Origin of the sequence: Nocardioides sp. Root190 (genome assembly GCF_001428565.1) — a bacterium.
GTDB lineage: Bacteria > Actinomycetota > Actinomycetes > Propionibacteriales > Nocardioidaceae > Nocardioides.
Genome location: NZ_LMIA01000001.1, coordinates 186,921 through 202,471 on the forward strand (window position 1 = coordinate 186,921; position 15,551 = coordinate 202,471).

The following is a 15,551-nucleotide window of genomic DNA, read 5'->3' on the forward strand; positions in this document are numbered from 1 at the left end:
GGAGCGATCTACCCTTCTCGACATGTTCCCGCCGCCGACTGGACCGGAGCTCGCCGCAGATCTAGCACGAGGGCTCGACGACATCTACTTTGCCTCCGATCCTCTCGGATACTTCACAGCTCGCATCTCCAGCCTCCTCGCCGAGCGAGTCCCCGAAGGGGCCAGAGACGAAACGTCTTCTGCTCCAGAGCCTTCGCAGTTCGAGCGGCTCCTCGGCGAGGTCGCCAAGACTTACCGCAACCCCACCCCGCAGGCGCGAAAACTGCAGACGGGGATCGACGCCTTCGCAGTTCGCCAGCACGCAGCCGAGACGCTCCTGCGGCTGACATACGTCGTTCTCCGACGGCGTTGTGGGCGCGGAAGCCCCAGTGTGTGGGCCGACGTCGAAGCCACACCCACCGGAATGGCCGACGTTTTGGACGGCATTCAGGAATGCTTCTCCAAAGATGACAGGTGGAGCCTCTTCCGGGACCTCGTGTACCCGCCGGATGCAGCCGACAAAGACGACCCTCATGTGATCTCCGGAGTCACGACATTCGCGGAATGGTTCAACTTCTCGCTAGAACTCTTCGCAAGGGGTCCGCTTGACGTGTCCGCGGCACACAACAAGTTCAAGCACGGCCTGGGAGTGCGGGTCCGCGATGACTACCTCGTCAACTTCGCGACCGACGGTCCCGACGAGCACGGCCGTGTCGCGAAGTCTGCACTCACCGGAGCCGGTGCGGTCAACGTCTTCGACCGCATCGTCCTTCAGTTCCTCGCCTCCCCCGGCCCGCGCAAGCAAGGGCCCCCGCTGGAGAGCACCACCCTCCGAATAAGCCCCAACGTCCTCCTCGCCCAGGCAGCCCTCATCGCACATACCTACGCCGCGATGTTCTGCGTCGCAGCCAACACCCATTTCAACACTCGCGACAGCCACCAAGACGACTGTCATGACCTAGGCGACGGGGTCCGTAGCGAGGCACCTTCCGCTGCCGCATACCCGGGCCTGTTGGTTGACGGGCCGCTCCCCGAACACATCACCAGCAGTAAGGAACTGATAGCCATGCGGCAGCCGCTGACACAGCGACGAGACGGCAGCGCAGCACGCGAGGCCGCCTTCTTCTACGCAGATGGCACTCACCAGAACTTTCGGATCACGGGGCCAGTCCTGACGGCTCGTGTAGTCGACGGGTGACGACGAGCGGCACCAGCCAGCTAGCCTCCTGAGGCGGCTTCTCCCAAACCGTGTCCGAGGTTGTCGGAACAACACGCGCCATTTGGGGTCGAACCCATGCACCTCGTAGACAGCCCGATGTGCGACCTCGTCTTCGCTCTGCAGCCGAGAATTCGTTGGGACGCCAGCACAGAGCAAGGGTCGTCGGCAAAGGTCAGACGGCATGGGACACGTCGCGCGTGCACGAACTGGCTTCAGGCGGCACTGTCGCCGGATGGCGTCACGATCGCAACCACTCCTTACGGTAACGCCCGTTACCGCGGCATCTGACCATTGATCAAGGCCTTAGCGACCCGAGAAGCTCGGCTTCTCCCGTCCCAGGAACGCACGGACTGCATCCACGTGGTCTGCGGTCTCGCCACACCGCGTCTGGGCAAGCGCCTCGGCCTCGAGAGCGTCGTCGAGTCCGAGACCTGATCCCTCGAGGATGAGGCGCTTGCTCTCAGCAAACGCCAACGTCGGACCTTGGGCGAGTTGGCGGGCAAGTGCGATCGCACGGTCGAGGACTTCGTCGCGATCGACGGTCTCGCCGGCGATTCCCCAAGCGATGCCGTCCTCGGCGCTGAACATCTGCCCGAGCAGGATCAACTCCTTGGCCCGGGCGTCTCCGACCGCGCGGGGAAGTGTGAAGGACAGGCCGGAGTCGAAGGTGAGGCCGATCCCGGTGAATGCCGTGCCAAGCTTGGCGTCCGAGGCGAACACCCGGTAGTCGCAGGCTAGTGCGAAGCCGAGGCCCGCTCCGACGCAGGCGCCGCTGACCGCTGCGATGACGGGCTTCGGCATCGTCAACAGGTCGCGGACGATGGGCGAGTAGTGCTCGCGGACCGTCGCGAAGGCTGCCTCGGCGCCGTCGTCGAGACCGGTGCTGTGCTCGCCGAGGTCTTGGCCGACACAGAAGGCCTTCCCTCCGCCTGCGAGGACAACCGCTCGGATCTCCGGGTCCTTGGCGACCTCGGCGAGGGCGTCTCGCAGGGCCACCTTCGACTCGAGGGTGAGCGCCGGTGCGCTCATGGTGATGGTCGCGACCGCTGCGGTGCGGTCGACGAGGACGGACTGCGTTGTCATCGTGCCTCCTCCAGGATGGGTCGCCCGAGCGACCGGCTGCGACCGCGGAACTCCGCGATCGTGGTGTCACCACAACGGACGGTGACGTCGTAGATGCCCGAGCGGCCGCGCAGGGCGACTTCGCGGGCGTCGGCGACCAGTACGTCGCCGAGCTCGGCCGACTCCAGGAACGTGATGTCGAACCCGGAGGCCACGGTCACCGTGCCGCGGCTGTTGCACGCGAACGCGAACGCACTGTCTGCCAGGGTCGAGATGAAACCCCCATGGCAGACGCCGTGGCCGTTGACCATCTCGCGACAGATCGTCATCGTGATCCGCGCGGTGCCCGGGCCAACGGTGTCGAGCTTCATGCCCAGCACTTGGCTGGCGTGGTCCTCGGACCACATCTGCTCGGCGCAGGCCCGCGCCAGCTTGTCGGGGTCGAGAGTGTCACTCACCACGAGTAGAAGCCCTGACCGGCCTTGCGGCCCAGCTCGCCCGCGGCGACCTTGTCACGCAGCACCTGCGGCGGGGCGAAGCGGGGTCCGAGCTCTCGCTCGAGGTGCTCGGCGATGTTGAGCCGGACGTCCAGGCCCACGATGTCGGTCGTCTTGAGCGGGCCGACCGGGTGGCGGTAGCCGAGCGTCATTGCGGTGTCGATGTCGGCCGCCGACGCGACGCCCTCGTCGAGCATCCGCATGGCTTCGATCGCAATGGCCACACCGAGCCGGCTGCTGGCGAAGCCCGGGGAGTCCTTCACGGTGATGGCGGTCTTGCCGAGGCCGGCGACCCACAGCTGCGCGTCGCCGACCAGCGCGGCGTCCGTCCGGGCGCCGACGACGATCTCGACGAGATCGCTGACCGGAACCGGGTTGAAGAAGTGGAGGCCGATGAGTCGAGTCGGGTCGGGCACACCCTGGGCGAGGAGGTCGATCGACAGGGAGCTGGTGTTGCTGCCGATGACCGCGTCGGGCGCAGCCTCCGCGATCCGGGAGAGCACCTGGAGCTTGAGGTCGATCAGTTCCGGCACCGCCTCGACGACCAGCGGACACGCAGCCAGCGCCGCAGCGTCGGTCACGACCTCAACCGTCCCCGTGATGTCGGCCCCTTTGTCGGCGGCCTTGGCGAGGCTGGCCTTGATGCGGTCCCGCGCTGCTTCCGCGGACTGGTCATCGTTCTCGATGACAATCACCTCGGCACCGACGGCAGCGAAGGCGTGGGCGATGCCACCGCCCATCCGACCACCGCCGTACACACCGACGGTTCCGGGGACGAGCGTCTTGCTGGACGAGGTGGTCATCGCTTCTCCTGGGTCTTGTCGCGTCGTCGGTCGAGGAACGAGGTCATCCGGTCGTACTTGTCCTGGGTCTCGAAGAGCACCGCCTGCGCGACGTCGTCGATCAGGGGATGGGCCTCGCGAGGGCTGTGGAACACCGACTTGGTGAGCCGGACGGCGAGGGGCGCCTGCGCCGCGATCTTGTCCGCGAGCTGGTGACCCGCGATCTCGAGCTGGTCGGGCTCGACGACGTCGTTGAGGAGTCGCACCTGGTGGGCTTCGTCGGCCGAGAGCACCTTCCCGGCGAGCAGCACCTCCTTGGCGAGGGGCTCGCCGACCAGCTCCCTCAGCCGCCACGACGCGCCAGCGGCGGCGAGAATCCCCAGCCCGGGCTCAGGATTGCCGATCTTGGTCGAGGGCGTGCCGATCCGAAAGTCGCAGGCGTAGGCGAGCTCCGCGCCGCCCCCGAGGGCGTAGCCGTCGATGAGCGCGATGACGGGCATCGGGAGCTTGTGGATGCGGTCGAAGATGCCGGAGTTGATCCCCGCCAGGGCATCGGCACGGCGTCGTTCGCGGAGCTGGACGATGTCCGCTCCCGCTGCGAACGTGCCGCCGGAGCCGATGATGATCGCCACTCGGGGCTTCTGCTCGAGTCCGCTGCACGCATCGTGCAGGGCCTCGACGGTGGCGAGGTCGATGGCGTTGCGGACCTCGGGCCGGTTGAGCCTGAGAACGATTCTGTCGCCGTACTCCTCGACGACGAGCGGGGCGTTCACACCAACTCCAGCAGGAGAGCGGAACCCTGGCCGACTCCCACGCACATCGTCGCGAGACCTCGCTGGCCACCGGTGCGCTCGAGACGGTTCAGCAGGGTGAGGGTGATCCTGGTGCCGGAGCAACCCAACGGGTGACCGAGCGCGATGGCGCCGCCGTCAGCGTTCACGATCTCGTCGTCGAGGCCGAGCTCGCGGATGCAGGCGAGCGCCTGGGAGGCGAAGGCCTCGTTGAGCTCGACAGCGTCGAGGACTCCGACGGCCCACCCTGCGCGTTCGAGGACTCGTCGAGTGGCGGGCACCGGGCCGATTCCCATGATCTCGGGCGAGACCCCTGCATTGGCTCCGGCGACGACCCGGGCTCGTGGGCGCAGGCCCTTCGCGGCGGCGTACCGCTCGCTCACGAGTACGACGGCCGCGGCGCCATCATTGAGCGAGCTGGAGTTGCCGGCGGTGATCACCCCTCCGGGTCCGTGGATCGGCCGAAGTCCGGCAAGCTTGTCGGCCGTGGTGTCGGCACGGGGACCCTCGTCCTTGGCCATCTCACCCACCGCGACGATCTCGGCATCGAAACGGCCGTTCTTCTGGGCGTCCAGCGCGCGCTCGTGCGAACGCAGCGCGAAGGCGTCGAGCTCCTCACGGGTGAGCTTCCACTTCTCAGCCACTCGCTCCGCGGTCCGGGGCATGGTCAGCGTCGTGTCGGCGTCGAACGCGGGGTTGGTGAATCGCCAACCGATCGAGGTGTCGAAGCTCTGGCCCGGCTTGGCCCACGCGCGGCCAGGCTTCTCGGAGACCCATGGAGCGCGGGTCATGGACTCCACTCCCCCGGCGACGACGACGTCCGCGTCACCGGCGGCGATCATCTGCCGGGCCGTGGCGATCGCGGTGAGCCCCGAGGCGCAGAGCCGGTTCACGGTGAACCCGGGAATCGTGTCCGGCAGTCCGGCGAGCAGGGTCGCCATCCGAGCGACGTTGCGGTTGTCCTCGCCAGCCTGATTGGCGGCGCCGAACACGACCTCCTCGATGTCGGCCGGGTCGATGCCACTGCGCTCGACAGCGGTCCGCACCACCAGGGCAGCGAGGTCGTCAGGCCGGGTCTGCGCGAGGGCACCGCCGTAGCGTCCGATCGGCGTGCGCACACCGTCGAGGATGAAGGCTTCAGGCATGGGATCTCCTTGTTCGGTCGGCTGCCGGCGCGGGTGCCGGGTAGCCGTCAGGCGTCGAAGTCGACGGTGACCTGGTCGCTCACGGGGAAGGTCTGGCAGGTGAGGATGAAGTTCTGCGCGACCTCGTTGGGCTCGAGTGCGTAGTTGCGGACCATGTCCACCTCGCCGTCGCACACCTTGGCGCGGCAGGTGCCACAGACTCCTCCCTTGCAAGCGAACGGGAGGTCGCTCCTACTCTCCTGCGCGGAGTCGAGAATGGTCTTGTCCCGCTCCATGGCAGTCGTCGTGGAACGTCCATCGAGGACAACAGTGACCTCGGAGGTGACTCCGTCGACCACGCGATCCGCGTGACGCAACTCCGGCGGCGGCTCGTCGACGTAGAAGAGCTCGAAGTGCACCCGTTCGGCCGGGACCCCGATCTCGGCGAGCACCTCGCGGGCCTCGGTCAGCATGCCGAAGGGCCCGCACAGCCACACGTGGTCCATGTCCCCGGCCGGCACGAGAAGCGTCAGCAGGTCCCGGAGGCGATCGCGGTCGAGCCGGCCGGTAAACAACTCGACGTCACGCGGCTCCCGCGACAGCACGTGGACGAGGTCGAGCTGGTGGTGGTGCCCGTCCTTCAGGTCAGCCAGCTCTTCGGCGAACATCACCGAGTTGGTGGTCCGGTTGCCGTAGAGGAGCGTCACGTGGGACTCGGGATGGCTGAGAACCGTCGAGGCGATCGAGAGCATCGGGGTGATGCCCGACCCTGCGGCGATGCACAGATGCCGCCCGCCCTCCGCCGGGTTGGCGCGGAAGCTCCCACTCGGGGGCTGCACCTCGATCCGGTCGCCCGGGCGGACCTCGCGAACGAGCCAGCTCGAGAACAGGCCCTCCGGGATCTCACGGACACCGATGCGAGGTGCGGTGCCAGCCGGCGAGCAGATGGAGTAGGAGCGACGGTGCTCGACCCCGTCGATGACGCGGCGCAGCGTCAGCGCCTGTCCGGCAGCGAAGTCGAAGAGATCGCGGAGCTCGGTCGGGATGTCGAAGGTGACGGCGGCGGAGTCGTCGGTCAGCTCGTCGACGCGGGTCACGGTCAGGGCATGGAACGCAGTCCGGGCAGCCGGGTCCGCAGTCAGTGTGGCGGTCACGTCAGATCTCCTTCACGTGGTCGAACGGCTCGAGGCAGGCCAGGCAGCGGTAGTGGGCCTTGCAGGCGGTCGATCCGAACTCCGAGGTCAGCGCCACGTCCTCGGACGCGCACTGGGGGCAACGGATCGCTCGTCGGATCGGAGCGAGACTGAGTGCCACCGGCCCGCTCCGACGAGGTGCCGCGCCGGGAGGCGAGATTCCGGCGGCGGCCAGGGCGGACCGTCCGGTTGGCGTGATCCAGTCCGTGGTCCAGGCCGGCTCCAGGGCGACGCGCACCCGGGCGTCCGAGAAGCCCGCAGCCTGGAGGCTGCGGAGGAGGTCATCCCTCATGGTCGCCATGGCCGGGCATCCCGAGTACGTCGGTGTGATGGCGGCGACCACGGCGCCGTCCTCGGCGACCTCGACATCGCGCAGGACGCCGAGGTCGAGGAGGGTCAGCATCGGCAGCTCGGGGTCCACGACGGATGATGCCGCAGACCATGCCCGTTGCAGCACCTCCTCGCGGTGCAGCACGGCGATCACCACTGGCCCCGAGGGTGCGCGCGTGCCACGACCTGCAGCTCAGCCACCAGCAGGCTGAAGGCCTCGGTGTGCCGTCCGTCCCGCCCCTTCTTGCCCTGAATGCCGGCAAGGGCACCACGCTCGGGACGGTCGATGCCGCTCGCGGCGAAGACCTGCGCGAGAACGACCTGCACCTCCGCGGAGACCTCGAAGGGTTCGACAGCCACGCCGGCCTCGGCAGCCTCGCGCTCCAGGGCGTGGGTCTCGAAGAGCTCGGGCCACAGCGGCCAGAGCTGATCGAGGCCCGCGACGAGCCGACGGCGCGACTCCTCGGTCCCTCGCGCCAAGGTCAGGAACCAGCGCGCCGCGAAGTCGCGGTGGTAGGCCATCTCCTTGATTCCCTTTGCGGCGACCGCTGCCAGGACGGAGTCGCGGCTGCGGACCAGGCGCTCGAAGACCGCGAGGCGCCAACTGGAGAACAGCAAGACGCGCACGATGGTCTGGGCGAAGTCACCGTTGGGCACCTCGGCCAGCCGCACGTTGCGGAACTGCAGGTCGTCGCGGAAGAACGCCAGTCGGTCCTCGTCAGGAACCGGCGAGCCGTCCGGCAACGCTGGCACGATCGACGGGTCAGCCTTGGCGGCCCGGGCAAGGAGGAGTCGAGCCTGGCCGAGGAGGTCGAGCGCGATGTTGGCCAGCGCGATGTCCTCCTCGAGGTCGGGTGCACGACTGCACCACTCGGACAGGCGCTGGGACAGGACGAGCGCGTCGTCCCCCAGCATCAGGCAGTACGCCGCGAGCGTCGCCGGCTCGATGCCCTCGGGCACCGTGGTGTCGACCCCCGCCAGCGGGTCCTCGAAGTCAGTGCCGAACGCCCAGTGGGCGTCGTTGACCAGGAGACCCGCGTAGGCGCTCTCGTGGTCGTCGGCTTCATGAGTGTGCACTTCGGCCATCGCTGTTCGCCTCCCTTCACATGTGAGGAACGTTGTCGGGAATGTCGTAGAAAGTCGGGTGCCGGTAGACCTTGTCGCCGCTCGGCGCGAACAGCGGGTCCTTCTCGTCCGGGCTCGACGCCGTGACGTCGGTCGACCGGACGACCCAGATGCTGACTCCCTCGTTGCGGCGCGTGTAGACGTCGCGGGCGTGGCGCAGGGCGAGTTGGTCGTCGGAGGCGTGGAGCGAGCCGACGTGGACGTGGTTCAGGCCCCGCTTACCGCGAACGAAGACCTCGTAGAGGGGCCACTCACCTCGGATGTTGTTGCTCATGCGGTCTTCTCCTCGTCTGCGGCCGCGGCGAAGGCTGTCGCGGCCTCTCGGACCCAGGCACCCTCGTCCCAGGCCTGCTTGCGGTGGGCGATGCGCTGGGCGTTGCAGGGGCCGTCACCCTTGACCACGGACCAGAACTCGTCCCAGTCAGGCTGTCCGAAGTCGTGCTGACCGCGCTCTTCGTTCCAGACCAGGTCCGGGTCGGGCAGCGTGACCCCGAGCGCCTTGGCCTGGGGGACGGACATGTCGACGAAGCGCTGCCGCAGCTCGTCGTTGGTGTGGGTCTTGATCCCCCACTCCATCGATTGCTCGGTGTTGGTCGAGTCCTCGTCCGGGGGGCCGAACATCATCAGCGCCGGCCACCAGAACCGGTCGACCGACTCCTGCACCATCGCCCGCTGCTCGTCGGTGCCGCGCATCATCGTCATGAGCAGCTCGAAGCCCTGACGCTGGTGGAACGACTCCTCCTTGCAGATGCGGATCATGGCCCGGCCGTAGGGACCGAACGAGGTCCGGCAGAGCGGGACCTGGTTGCAGATCGCCGCACCGTCGACCAACCAGCCGATGGTGCCGACGTCGGTGTACGACAGCGTGGGGTAGTTGAAGATCGAGGAGTACTTCTGCTTGCCCGAGATCAGCATCTCGGTCAGCTCGTTCCGACTCACCCCCAGCGTCTCCGCGGCGGAGTACAGGTACAGGCCGTGCCCAGCCTCGTCCTGGACCTTGGCCAGGAGGATCGCCTTGCGCCGCAGCGACGGCGCCCGGCCGATCCAGGCACCCTCCGGCTGCATGCCGATGATCTCGGAGTGCGCGTGCTGGGCCACCTGTCGCACCAACGTCCTGCGATAGCCATCGGGCATCCAGTCCCGGGGCTCGATCCGGTCCGCGTGCTCGATCGTCGCGGTGAAATGGGCTTCGAGCTCGGGTCCAGCAACTGCCGATGTCATGGCGCCTCCAGGGACGGGGTCGACAAACCGAATATTCGGTCGGTACATTACACCTCATCATCCGAATGACAAACCGAATGTTCGGTCGTGCGGCTCTCGGAGCCAATGCGCACCGACACGTCGAAAGGGGCCTCACGTGAGTGCACTGCTCGAGAGCTATGTGGCGGGCAACTGGTACGCCGCACCGGACGAGGGCGAGACCGTCCTCGACGCCGTCACCGGCGAGGAGGTCACCCGGATCTCCAGCCGCGGGCTGGACTTCGCCGCGATGGTGGCCCACGCCCACCAGGTGGGTGGTCCCGCCCTCCGCGAGCTGACCTTCCACGAGCGTGCCAGCCTGCTGAAGGCGCTGGCCAAGCACCTCGGCAAGTTCAAGGACGAGTTCTACGCCCTGTCCGCCCGCACGGGCGCGACCCGGCGCGACTCGATGGTCGACATCGACGGTGGCATCGGAACGATGTTCTCCTACGCCAGCAAGGGCTCGCGTGAGCTGCCCAACGACACGGTCGTGCTCGACGGCAACCTGGAGCAGCTGAGCAAGGGCGGCACCTTCGTGGGGCAGCACGTCTACACCTCGCGCACCGGCGCCGCCGTCCAGATCAACGCCTTCAACTTCCCGGTGTGGGGGATGCTCGAGAAGTTCGCTCCCGCCTTCCTGGCCGGATTGCCGAGCATCGTGAAGCCGGCGAGCCAGACCGCCTACCTCACCGAGGCCGTCGTTCGCCGCATCGTCGAGTCCGGCATCCTCCCGGAGGGCACGCTCCAACTCATCAGCGGCAGCGCCGGGACTCTGCTCGACGAGCTCAGCGAGCAGGACTCCGTGGCCTTCACAGGGTCGGCGCACACCGCCGAAATCCTTCGCAACCACCCCTCCGTGCTTCGTCGTGGCGTTCACCTGGGCGTCGAGGCGGACTCGCTGAACTGCTCGATCCTCGGCACCGACGTGACCACGGACGCCCCCGAGTTCGACTTGTTCGTCAAGGGTGTGGTCTCCGAGATGACGGTCAAGGCGGGTCAGAAGTGCACCGCCATCCGCCGCGCCATCGTCCCCGAGGGCATCGCCGACGCGGTCGTGGAGGCCATCAGCGCCAGACTCGCCAAGATCGTCGTCGGCAACCCGGCCGACGAATCGGTCCGGATGGGCGCCCTGGCGAGCGTCGCCCAGCGTGACGAGGTTCGCAAGGCGATCGAGGCACTACGCTCCAGCGCCGAGGTCGTGTACGGCGACCCCGACTCGGTCGACGTGGTCGGCGCGGACGCCGAGTCCGGCGCATTCCTCTCCCCCGTCCTGCTGCGCGCCAGGCCCGGCGCGACGGAGCCGCACGACGTCGAGCCGTTCGGACCGGTCAGCACCGTGCTCACCTACAGCACCACTGCCGAGGCCATCGAGCTCGCGGCCCGCGGCAAGGGGAGCCTCGCGGCCTCCCTCGTCACCCACGACCCCGACATCGCCCGCCAGGTCACACTGGGCCTCGCCCCGTGGCACGGTCGCGTCCTGGTCCTTGACCGCGACGACGCCGCCGAGTCCACCGGTCACGGCAGCCCGCTTCCGGTCCTCGTCCACGGCGGCCCCGGCCGCGCCGGCGGCGGCGAGGAGCTAGGAGGAATCCGAGGCGTCCTGCACCACATGCAGCGCACGGCGATCCAGGCGTCCCCTGACATGCTCACCGCCATCACCGGCCGGTGGACGGCAGGAGCGCGTCGCAACGACGACGCGATCCACCCGTTCCGCAAGAGCCTCGCCGAGCTCGGGATCGGGGACAGCATCGTCTCGGAGCGGCGCACGGTGAGCCTGGCCGACATCGACCACTTCGCGGAGTTCACCGGCGACACCTTCTACGCCCACACCGACCCAGAGGCGGCGGCCGCGAGCCCGCTCTTCGGCGGGATCGTCGCTCACGGCTACCTCGTCGTGTCCCTGGCGGCCGGCCTCTTCGTCGAGCCCAACCCGGGCCCGGTCCTCGCCAACTTCGGCGTCGACAACCTGCGCTTCCTCACCCCCGTCAAGGCCGAGGACTCGATCCAGGTCACGCTGACCGTCAAGCAGATCACCCCGCGCACCTCCGCCGACTACGGCGAGGTCCGTTGGGATGCCGTCGTCACCAACCAGGACGACGCACCCGTCGCCACCTACGACGTGCTGACGCTCGTCGCCAAGACCTGGCCCACCACCGAGAGCTGAAGGAAGATCCCCATGTTCCGACTCACCGTCCAGTACGAGACCCCTGCCGACCCCGCCGCCTTCGACGAGCAGTACTTCGGCCAGCACGTCCCACTGTGCTCCGGCATCCCCGGCCTGCAGGCGACCACTTTCTCCAAGCCGAAGGTCGCCGGCCCGGGCACTGCTCCCTACCTCGTCGCCGAGCTCGACTTCGAGGACGAGGCGGCTTTCAAGGCCGCCATGGGATCGCCCGAGATGGGGGCTGTCGCCAAGGACGCCGACACCCTGCCTGCCGGCCGGGTGATGTTCATCGGCGAGCTCAGCGACAGCTGAACACCTCATCTCCCCGCCCGGGCGCCTACCTGCCTGGGCGCTCGGGCGGGGTTTCCAGTCATGTCGTCCGTCCCGGTCGTGGGACGATGAAGGAATGAGCGAGCGAGTGGCAAGGAGCGGACGCACCCTGCCGTCCGGCGAGGCCCGACCGATCTACAACCTCGACCGCCTCCTCGATGTCGCCGTGCGCGTCTTCACCGAGCGCGGGTACGACGGCACGAGTTTCGCCCACCTCTCCGAGGCGTCCGGCCTGTCGAAGTCGTCGATCTTCCACCACATCGACAGCAAGGAGCAGCTGCTCCGCCTCGGGCTCGACCGCGCACTCGACCCGCTGATGGCCAGCACTGCGGACGACGCTGCGCTGACCGGCCCGGCCATCGACCGGTTGACCCACCTGGTGCGCCGCAACCTCGAGATCATGGCCGAGCGGCTTCCCTACGTGAAGCTCCTCCTCAACGTCCACGGCAACACCGAGACCGAGCGCTGGGCGCTCGAGCAGCGACGCGCCTACGACAAGTTCGTCGCCGGCGTCGTCGAGGACGCCATCGCCGAGGGCACGGTCCGCGCCGACATCGACGCGCGTACGACGGCTCGGCTCCTGTTCGGGATGAGCAACTCCGTGCGTGAGTGGTACCGACCCGAGCGGCACACCAAGCCGGCCGAACTGGCCGACCAGGTGTGCTCGATCGTGCTAGACGGCATTCGAACCCGCTGAAGAATGAGCGTCCGACAATCTGGACTGGGGCGCTGCGGCCTGAACCGCAGATCGCAGACCTCGCACTAACTGTTCGCAGCAATTCAGCACCTGCAGCTTCGGCATTGACGATAATCGACCAGTGCAGGATGACTCCATCCCTCCCCAGACGCCCGGCTTCTCGCTGAGCCCACAAACTGCCGTGTCCGCAGTCCAACAATGGAATGGCGGACAACAGGAGCCGGCGAAACAAACCATTCAGCCCTCTGCAGATGCGGGGGACCCGTTGGCTCAGATGCTGATGGCCTGGTTCCTCCATCAGCAGGGTGAGCCAGGTTGGCGAGCTGCAGTGCCGTATGCCCGCGGTGCCGTTCAGGCTGGGCTTCCTCAAGCCGCGGGCTATGTGGTCCCCAATATGATGAACGACCCCGCTCTACGGACTGACGCGATCGAGATCGCCCAACTCGCCGCCGTCCAAGGAGTTCAAGTCATCGATCCGATGAGCCAGCTTCTGCAGTTCGCGCAGGCCAATGATGTGGTCGGTCTTACCAACCTGTTTTCCTCTCCTCTTCCTTGGCCCGGGCCGATTGCCCCGGAAGGTTGGGCTCGACTGGTCAGTTCGGCACAACAGGACGCAAGAGTCATCGCAGATCTCGCCCTCCGCACCCAAGCTCGCGGGGAGGAGTTACAGACCGAATGGGACGAGATCGAGGCAAGAATCAAGGCTCAGTCGACCCAGCTGCGATCCTTCATGACCCAGACGACGAACGCGCAGGCATCGAGTCACTTCGAGTCGGAGGCGGCAGCCAGCCAGACAGAAGCCAATCAGACTTGGAAGATCGGCGTGGGCGTTGTGATTGGGGCAGCGGCCATTTCTCTGCTTCCACTCATCGCACACTACGTTCGACTGGCGACTTCGCGTGGGCCCAGTTTCACAGAGCTCCAACTCGTCAGCATCCACGTCACCGCCGCCCTGGCACTGGGCACCCTTGCTGGCGTACTTCTCAGGAGATCCCGGGTCAGGGATCGAAACAGGCAACGAAACACCGATCTCGCCGTTGCCCTGAAGATGATGTTCTCCTACGCGCAACAAATCGAGAACGAAGCTGAACGGCAGCAGTTCATCTCGTCCAACGGCAGGGTCGTGCTTGAAGCGTACCTCCGACAGGAGTCCCCTCCGACTGAAGATCCTCAGCCCAGCGGCGTCTTCGGACCCCTTGCGAATCGCTGACTCAAAGTCCGATAGCCCTTCCAAGAAGCGTCGATCTGGCCCGAATCTCGGGTCTTGCCCGTTCGATTCCTTGCCTCCTGCTGAGCGTTGAGCAGGCCCAAGGTTGTCGGACCCGCTCAACTAGCGATCTCAACGAAGCATCAAGTCCGCCGCCTTCTCCCCGACCATGATCGCCGGTGCATTGGTGTTGCACGACGGCACGACGGGCATGATCGATGCGTCCACCACACGAAGGCCCTCCACGCCCCGCACCCGCAACTGTGGGTCCACCACGGCCAGGTCGTCGACGCCCATCCGGCAGGTGCCCACCTGGTGGTGATACGTGCCGACCGACCGGCGCGCGAAGGCCCTGATGTCCTCCCGCGTCGTCGCCTCCGGACCGGGCGCGACCTCGCGCTCACACCAGTCGTCCAGCGCTGCCTGTCGACCGATCTCCCTGCTCATCTCGATGGCGTCACAGAGTGCTTCGAGGTCGTAGGGGTCAGCGAGGATGTTCGGATCGACCAGGGGCTGGACCAACGGGTCGGACGACGCGAGACGGAGCGTGCCACGCGACCTCGGTGCGACGATCCCCGCGGCGATCGTGTAGCCGTGCTCCGGCATCTCGTAACCGTCGGCGGGATAAACCAGATGCAGGAACAGCGGCTGCAGATCGGGAGCCTCCCCAGTCCAGCCTGTGCTGTCGGCGTAGAACTGCGCCTCCAGCAAGTTGTTCTCGCCCGCAGGGAGCGGGTTGGTCGACTCGTAGACCACGGAGATCAGTGGGTGGTCATGCAAGTTCTCCCCGACTCCCGGCAGGTCGACCACGGGGGCGATGCCGACCTCGGCGAGGTGGCTCGAGGGGCCGATGCCGCTGCGAAGCAGGATCGCAGGTGAACCGATCGTCCCGGCCGACAGGACGACCTCCATCGCCGCTCGTGCCACGCGGCGCTCGCCGTCGACTAGGTACTCGACGCCCACCGCCCGGCCCTCCTCCACGATGACCCGGTCGATGATGGCGCTCGTCGTGACACGGAGACGGGGGTTGTCCAGCACCGGCGCGACGAAGCTCTGCCAGGCACTCATCCGGCGTCCGTCGCGCACGGTCATCTCGTTGAAGCCGATTCCCCGCATGTCGACTCCGTTGAAGTCGTCATTGCGCTTGTGCCCGGCGGCCACACCGGCCTCGACGAAGGCCTGCGCCGTCGGGTGGGGCTTGGTGATCGGGCTGACCGGGAGCGGGCCGCCGGTGGCGTGGTGCTCGCCCGATCCCGCCAGATGGTCCTCCGAGCGCAGGAAGAGCGGTCGTACGTCGTCCCAGGCCCAGCCGGTGCAGCCCTGCGCCGCCCAGCCGTCGTAGTCGGAGCTGTGCCCGCGCATGTAGATCATGCCGTTGAGGGAGCTGCTGCCGCCGAGGACCTTTCCCCGGGGCCAGAAGAGTTGCCGGTTGTCGGCGTGCTCCTGGGGGACGGTCATGACTGCCCAGTCCTGCTCGCCCGCGAGAAGCATCGGCCACCCTTGGGGCGAGTGGATCTCGTCGGCCGTGTCGACGGGGCCTGCCTCTAGGACGTGGACGGTGCGGCCTGCGTCGAGAAGTCGCCGGGCGAGGGCGCTCCCCGAGGAGCCGGCTCCGACGATGAGGTACTCGGTCATTGGTTCTGCGGCGTGCTGGTTCATGAGCGGTTCCTTGCTGGCTCGGTTTCGTGTCCCCGCCAGTCTGTGGCGGGCGTCACGCCCGAAGTTGGCGTCGGACGAACAGCACTTGCCCTCGTACGCACGCACGGCGCAGCTCGATCGGCCGTGATCAGACAGCACCACGACCCCGGCAGA

16 protein-coding genes are annotated in these 15,551 nt (G+C 67.5%); 5 read left to right on the forward strand and 11 right to left on the reverse strand.

Features of this window, described 5'->3' with window-relative positions:
- The first annotated feature begins 22 nt into the window (after window positions 1–22).
- Window positions 23–1,177, forward strand: coding sequence for a hypothetical protein (locus ASE01_RS00895; protein WP_157537026.1), 1,155 nt, complete (start codon window positions 23–25; stop codon window positions 1,175–1,177).
- Between the two features lie 324 nt (window positions 1,178–1,501).
- Here the strand turns inward: ASE01_RS00895 and ASE01_RS00900 are convergent, their stop codons facing one another.
- Genes ASE01_RS00900 through paaA form a run of 10 tightly spaced genes read right to left on the reverse strand, consistent with a single transcriptional unit; the run spans window position 1,502 to window position 9,323 of the window.
- Window positions 1,502–2,281, reverse strand: a complete 780-nt coding sequence (locus ASE01_RS00900) for an enoyl-CoA hydratase/isomerase family protein (RefSeq protein ID WP_056747868.1) — start codon at window positions 2,279–2,281, stop codon at window positions 1,502–1,504.
- Window positions 2,278–2,718: a hydroxyphenylacetyl-CoA thioesterase PaaI gene (gene paaI / locus ASE01_RS00905; RefSeq protein WP_056748556.1), complete on the reverse strand. Its 441-nt coding sequence runs from the start codon at window positions 2,716–2,718 to the stop codon at window positions 2,278–2,280. The genes ASE01_RS00900 and paaI overlap by 4 nt, the downstream gene beginning before the upstream one ends.
- A complete protein-coding gene (locus ASE01_RS00910; RefSeq protein WP_056747871.1) occupies window positions 2,715–3,560 on the reverse strand; it encodes a 3-hydroxyacyl-CoA dehydrogenase family protein in 846 nt (281 codons plus the stop codon). Before ASE01_RS00910 ends, paaI begins: the two co-directional genes overlap by 4 nt.
- Window positions 3,557–4,312 (reverse strand): enoyl-CoA hydratase/isomerase family protein, encoded by a 756-nt coding sequence (locus tag ASE01_RS00915; RefSeq protein ID WP_200958710.1) that lies wholly within the window; start codon window positions 4,310–4,312, stop codon window positions 3,557–3,559. Before ASE01_RS00915 ends, ASE01_RS00910 begins: the two co-directional genes overlap by 4 nt.
- Window positions 4,309–5,475 (reverse strand): thiolase family protein, encoded by a 1,167-nt coding sequence (locus ASE01_RS00920; protein ID WP_056747876.1) that lies wholly within the window; start codon window positions 5,473–5,475, stop codon window positions 4,309–4,311. Before ASE01_RS00920 ends, ASE01_RS00915 begins: the two co-directional genes overlap by 4 nt.
- Window positions 5,476–5,522: 47 nt before the next feature.
- Window positions 5,523–6,608, reverse strand: a complete 1,086-nt coding sequence (gene paaE / locus ASE01_RS00925) for a 1,2-phenylacetyl-CoA epoxidase subunit PaaE (protein WP_056747878.1) — start codon at window positions 6,606–6,608, stop codon at window positions 5,523–5,525.
- Window position 6,609: 1 nt separating this feature from the next.
- On the reverse strand, window positions 6,610–7,134 hold the full coding sequence (paaD, locus tag ASE01_RS00930; RefSeq protein WP_235535819.1) for a 1,2-phenylacetyl-CoA epoxidase subunit PaaD: 525 nt from the start codon (window positions 7,132–7,134) through the stop codon (window positions 6,610–6,612).
- Complete coding sequence (gene paaC / locus ASE01_RS00935; RefSeq protein ID WP_056747881.1) at window positions 7,128–8,063, reverse strand: 1,2-phenylacetyl-CoA epoxidase subunit PaaC; 936 nt, start codon at window positions 8,061–8,063, stop codon at window positions 7,128–7,130. Before paaC ends, paaD begins: the two co-directional genes overlap by 7 nt.
- A 16-nt stretch (window positions 8,064–8,079) precedes the next feature.
- Window positions 8,080–8,376, reverse strand: a complete 297-nt coding sequence (gene paaB, locus ASE01_RS00940; RefSeq protein WP_056747883.1) for a 1,2-phenylacetyl-CoA epoxidase subunit PaaB — start codon at window positions 8,374–8,376, stop codon at window positions 8,080–8,082.
- Complete coding sequence (paaA, locus tag ASE01_RS00945) at window positions 8,373–9,323, reverse strand: 1,2-phenylacetyl-CoA epoxidase subunit PaaA (protein ID WP_056747885.1); 951 nt, start codon at window positions 9,321–9,323, stop codon at window positions 8,373–8,375. The genes paaB and paaA overlap by 4 nt, the downstream gene beginning before the upstream one ends.
- 136 nt (window positions 9,324–9,459) lie before the next feature.
- Between paaA and paaZ the strand changes: the two genes are divergently transcribed.
- From paaZ to ASE01_RS00965, 4 genes are all read left to right on the forward strand, one after another.
- On the forward strand, window positions 9,460–11,505 hold the full coding sequence (paaZ, locus tag ASE01_RS00950; RefSeq protein WP_056747887.1) for a phenylacetic acid degradation bifunctional protein PaaZ: 2,046 nt from the start codon (window positions 9,460–9,462) through the stop codon (window positions 11,503–11,505).
- A gap of 12 nt (window positions 11,506–11,517) precedes the next feature.
- Window positions 11,518–11,817 (forward strand): EthD family reductase, encoded by a 300-nt coding sequence (locus tag ASE01_RS00955; protein WP_056747888.1) that lies wholly within the window; start codon window positions 11,518–11,520, stop codon window positions 11,815–11,817.
- Window positions 11,818–11,911: 94 nt separating this feature from the next.
- On the forward strand, window positions 11,912–12,532 hold the full coding sequence (locus tag ASE01_RS00960) for a TetR/AcrR family transcriptional regulator (protein ID WP_056747890.1): 621 nt from the start codon (window positions 11,912–11,914) through the stop codon (window positions 12,530–12,532).
- 121 nt (window positions 12,533–12,653) lie between these two features.
- Window positions 12,654–13,742, forward strand: coding sequence for a hypothetical protein (locus ASE01_RS00965; protein ID WP_157537027.1), 1,089 nt, complete (start codon window positions 12,654–12,656; stop codon window positions 13,740–13,742).
- Window positions 13,743–13,871: 129 nt separating this feature from the next.
- Here ASE01_RS00965 and ASE01_RS00970 read toward each other — a convergent pair whose 3' ends face one another.
- Window positions 13,872–15,398, reverse strand: coding sequence for a GMC family oxidoreductase (locus ASE01_RS00970; RefSeq protein WP_056747894.1), 1,527 nt, complete (start codon window positions 15,396–15,398; stop codon window positions 13,872–13,874).
- Window positions 15,399–15,551: the final 153 nt, after the last annotated feature.

Coding starts and splice junctions, on each gene's coding strand:
- ASE01_RS00895 (WP_157537026.1), top strand. CDS start 23: ATGTTCCCGCCGCCGACTGGACCGGAGCTCGCCGCAGATCTAGCACGA.
- ASE01_RS00900 (WP_056747868.1), bottom strand. CDS start 2,281: ATGACAACGCAGTCCGTCCTCGTCGACCGCACCGCAGCGGTCGCGACC.
- ASE01_RS00910 (WP_056747871.1), bottom strand. CDS start 3,560: ATGACCACCTCGTCCAGCAAGACGCTCGTCCCCGGAACCGTCGGTGTG.
- ASE01_RS00920 (WP_056747876.1), bottom strand. CDS start 5,475: ATGCCTGAAGCCTTCATCCTCGACGGTGTGCGCACGCCGATCGGACGC.
- paaC (WP_056747881.1), bottom strand. CDS start 8,063: ATGGCCGAAGTGCACACTCATGAAGCCGACGACCACGAGAGCGCCTAC.
- paaB (WP_056747883.1), bottom strand. CDS start 8,376: ATGAGCAACAACATCCGAGGTGAGTGGCCCCTCTACGAGGTCTTCGTT.
- paaA (WP_056747885.1), bottom strand. CDS start 9,323: ATGACATCGGCAGTTGCTGGACCCGAGCTCGAAGCCCATTTCACCGCG.
- ASE01_RS00955 (WP_056747888.1), top strand. CDS start 11,518: ATGTTCCGACTCACCGTCCAGTACGAGACCCCTGCCGACCCCGCCGCC.
- ASE01_RS00960 (WP_056747890.1), top strand. CDS start 11,912: ATGAGCGAGCGAGTGGCAAGGAGCGGACGCACCCTGCCGTCCGGCGAG.
- ASE01_RS00970 (WP_056747894.1), bottom strand. CDS start 15,398: ATGAACCAGCACGCCGCAGAACCAATGACCGAGTACCTCATCGTCGGA.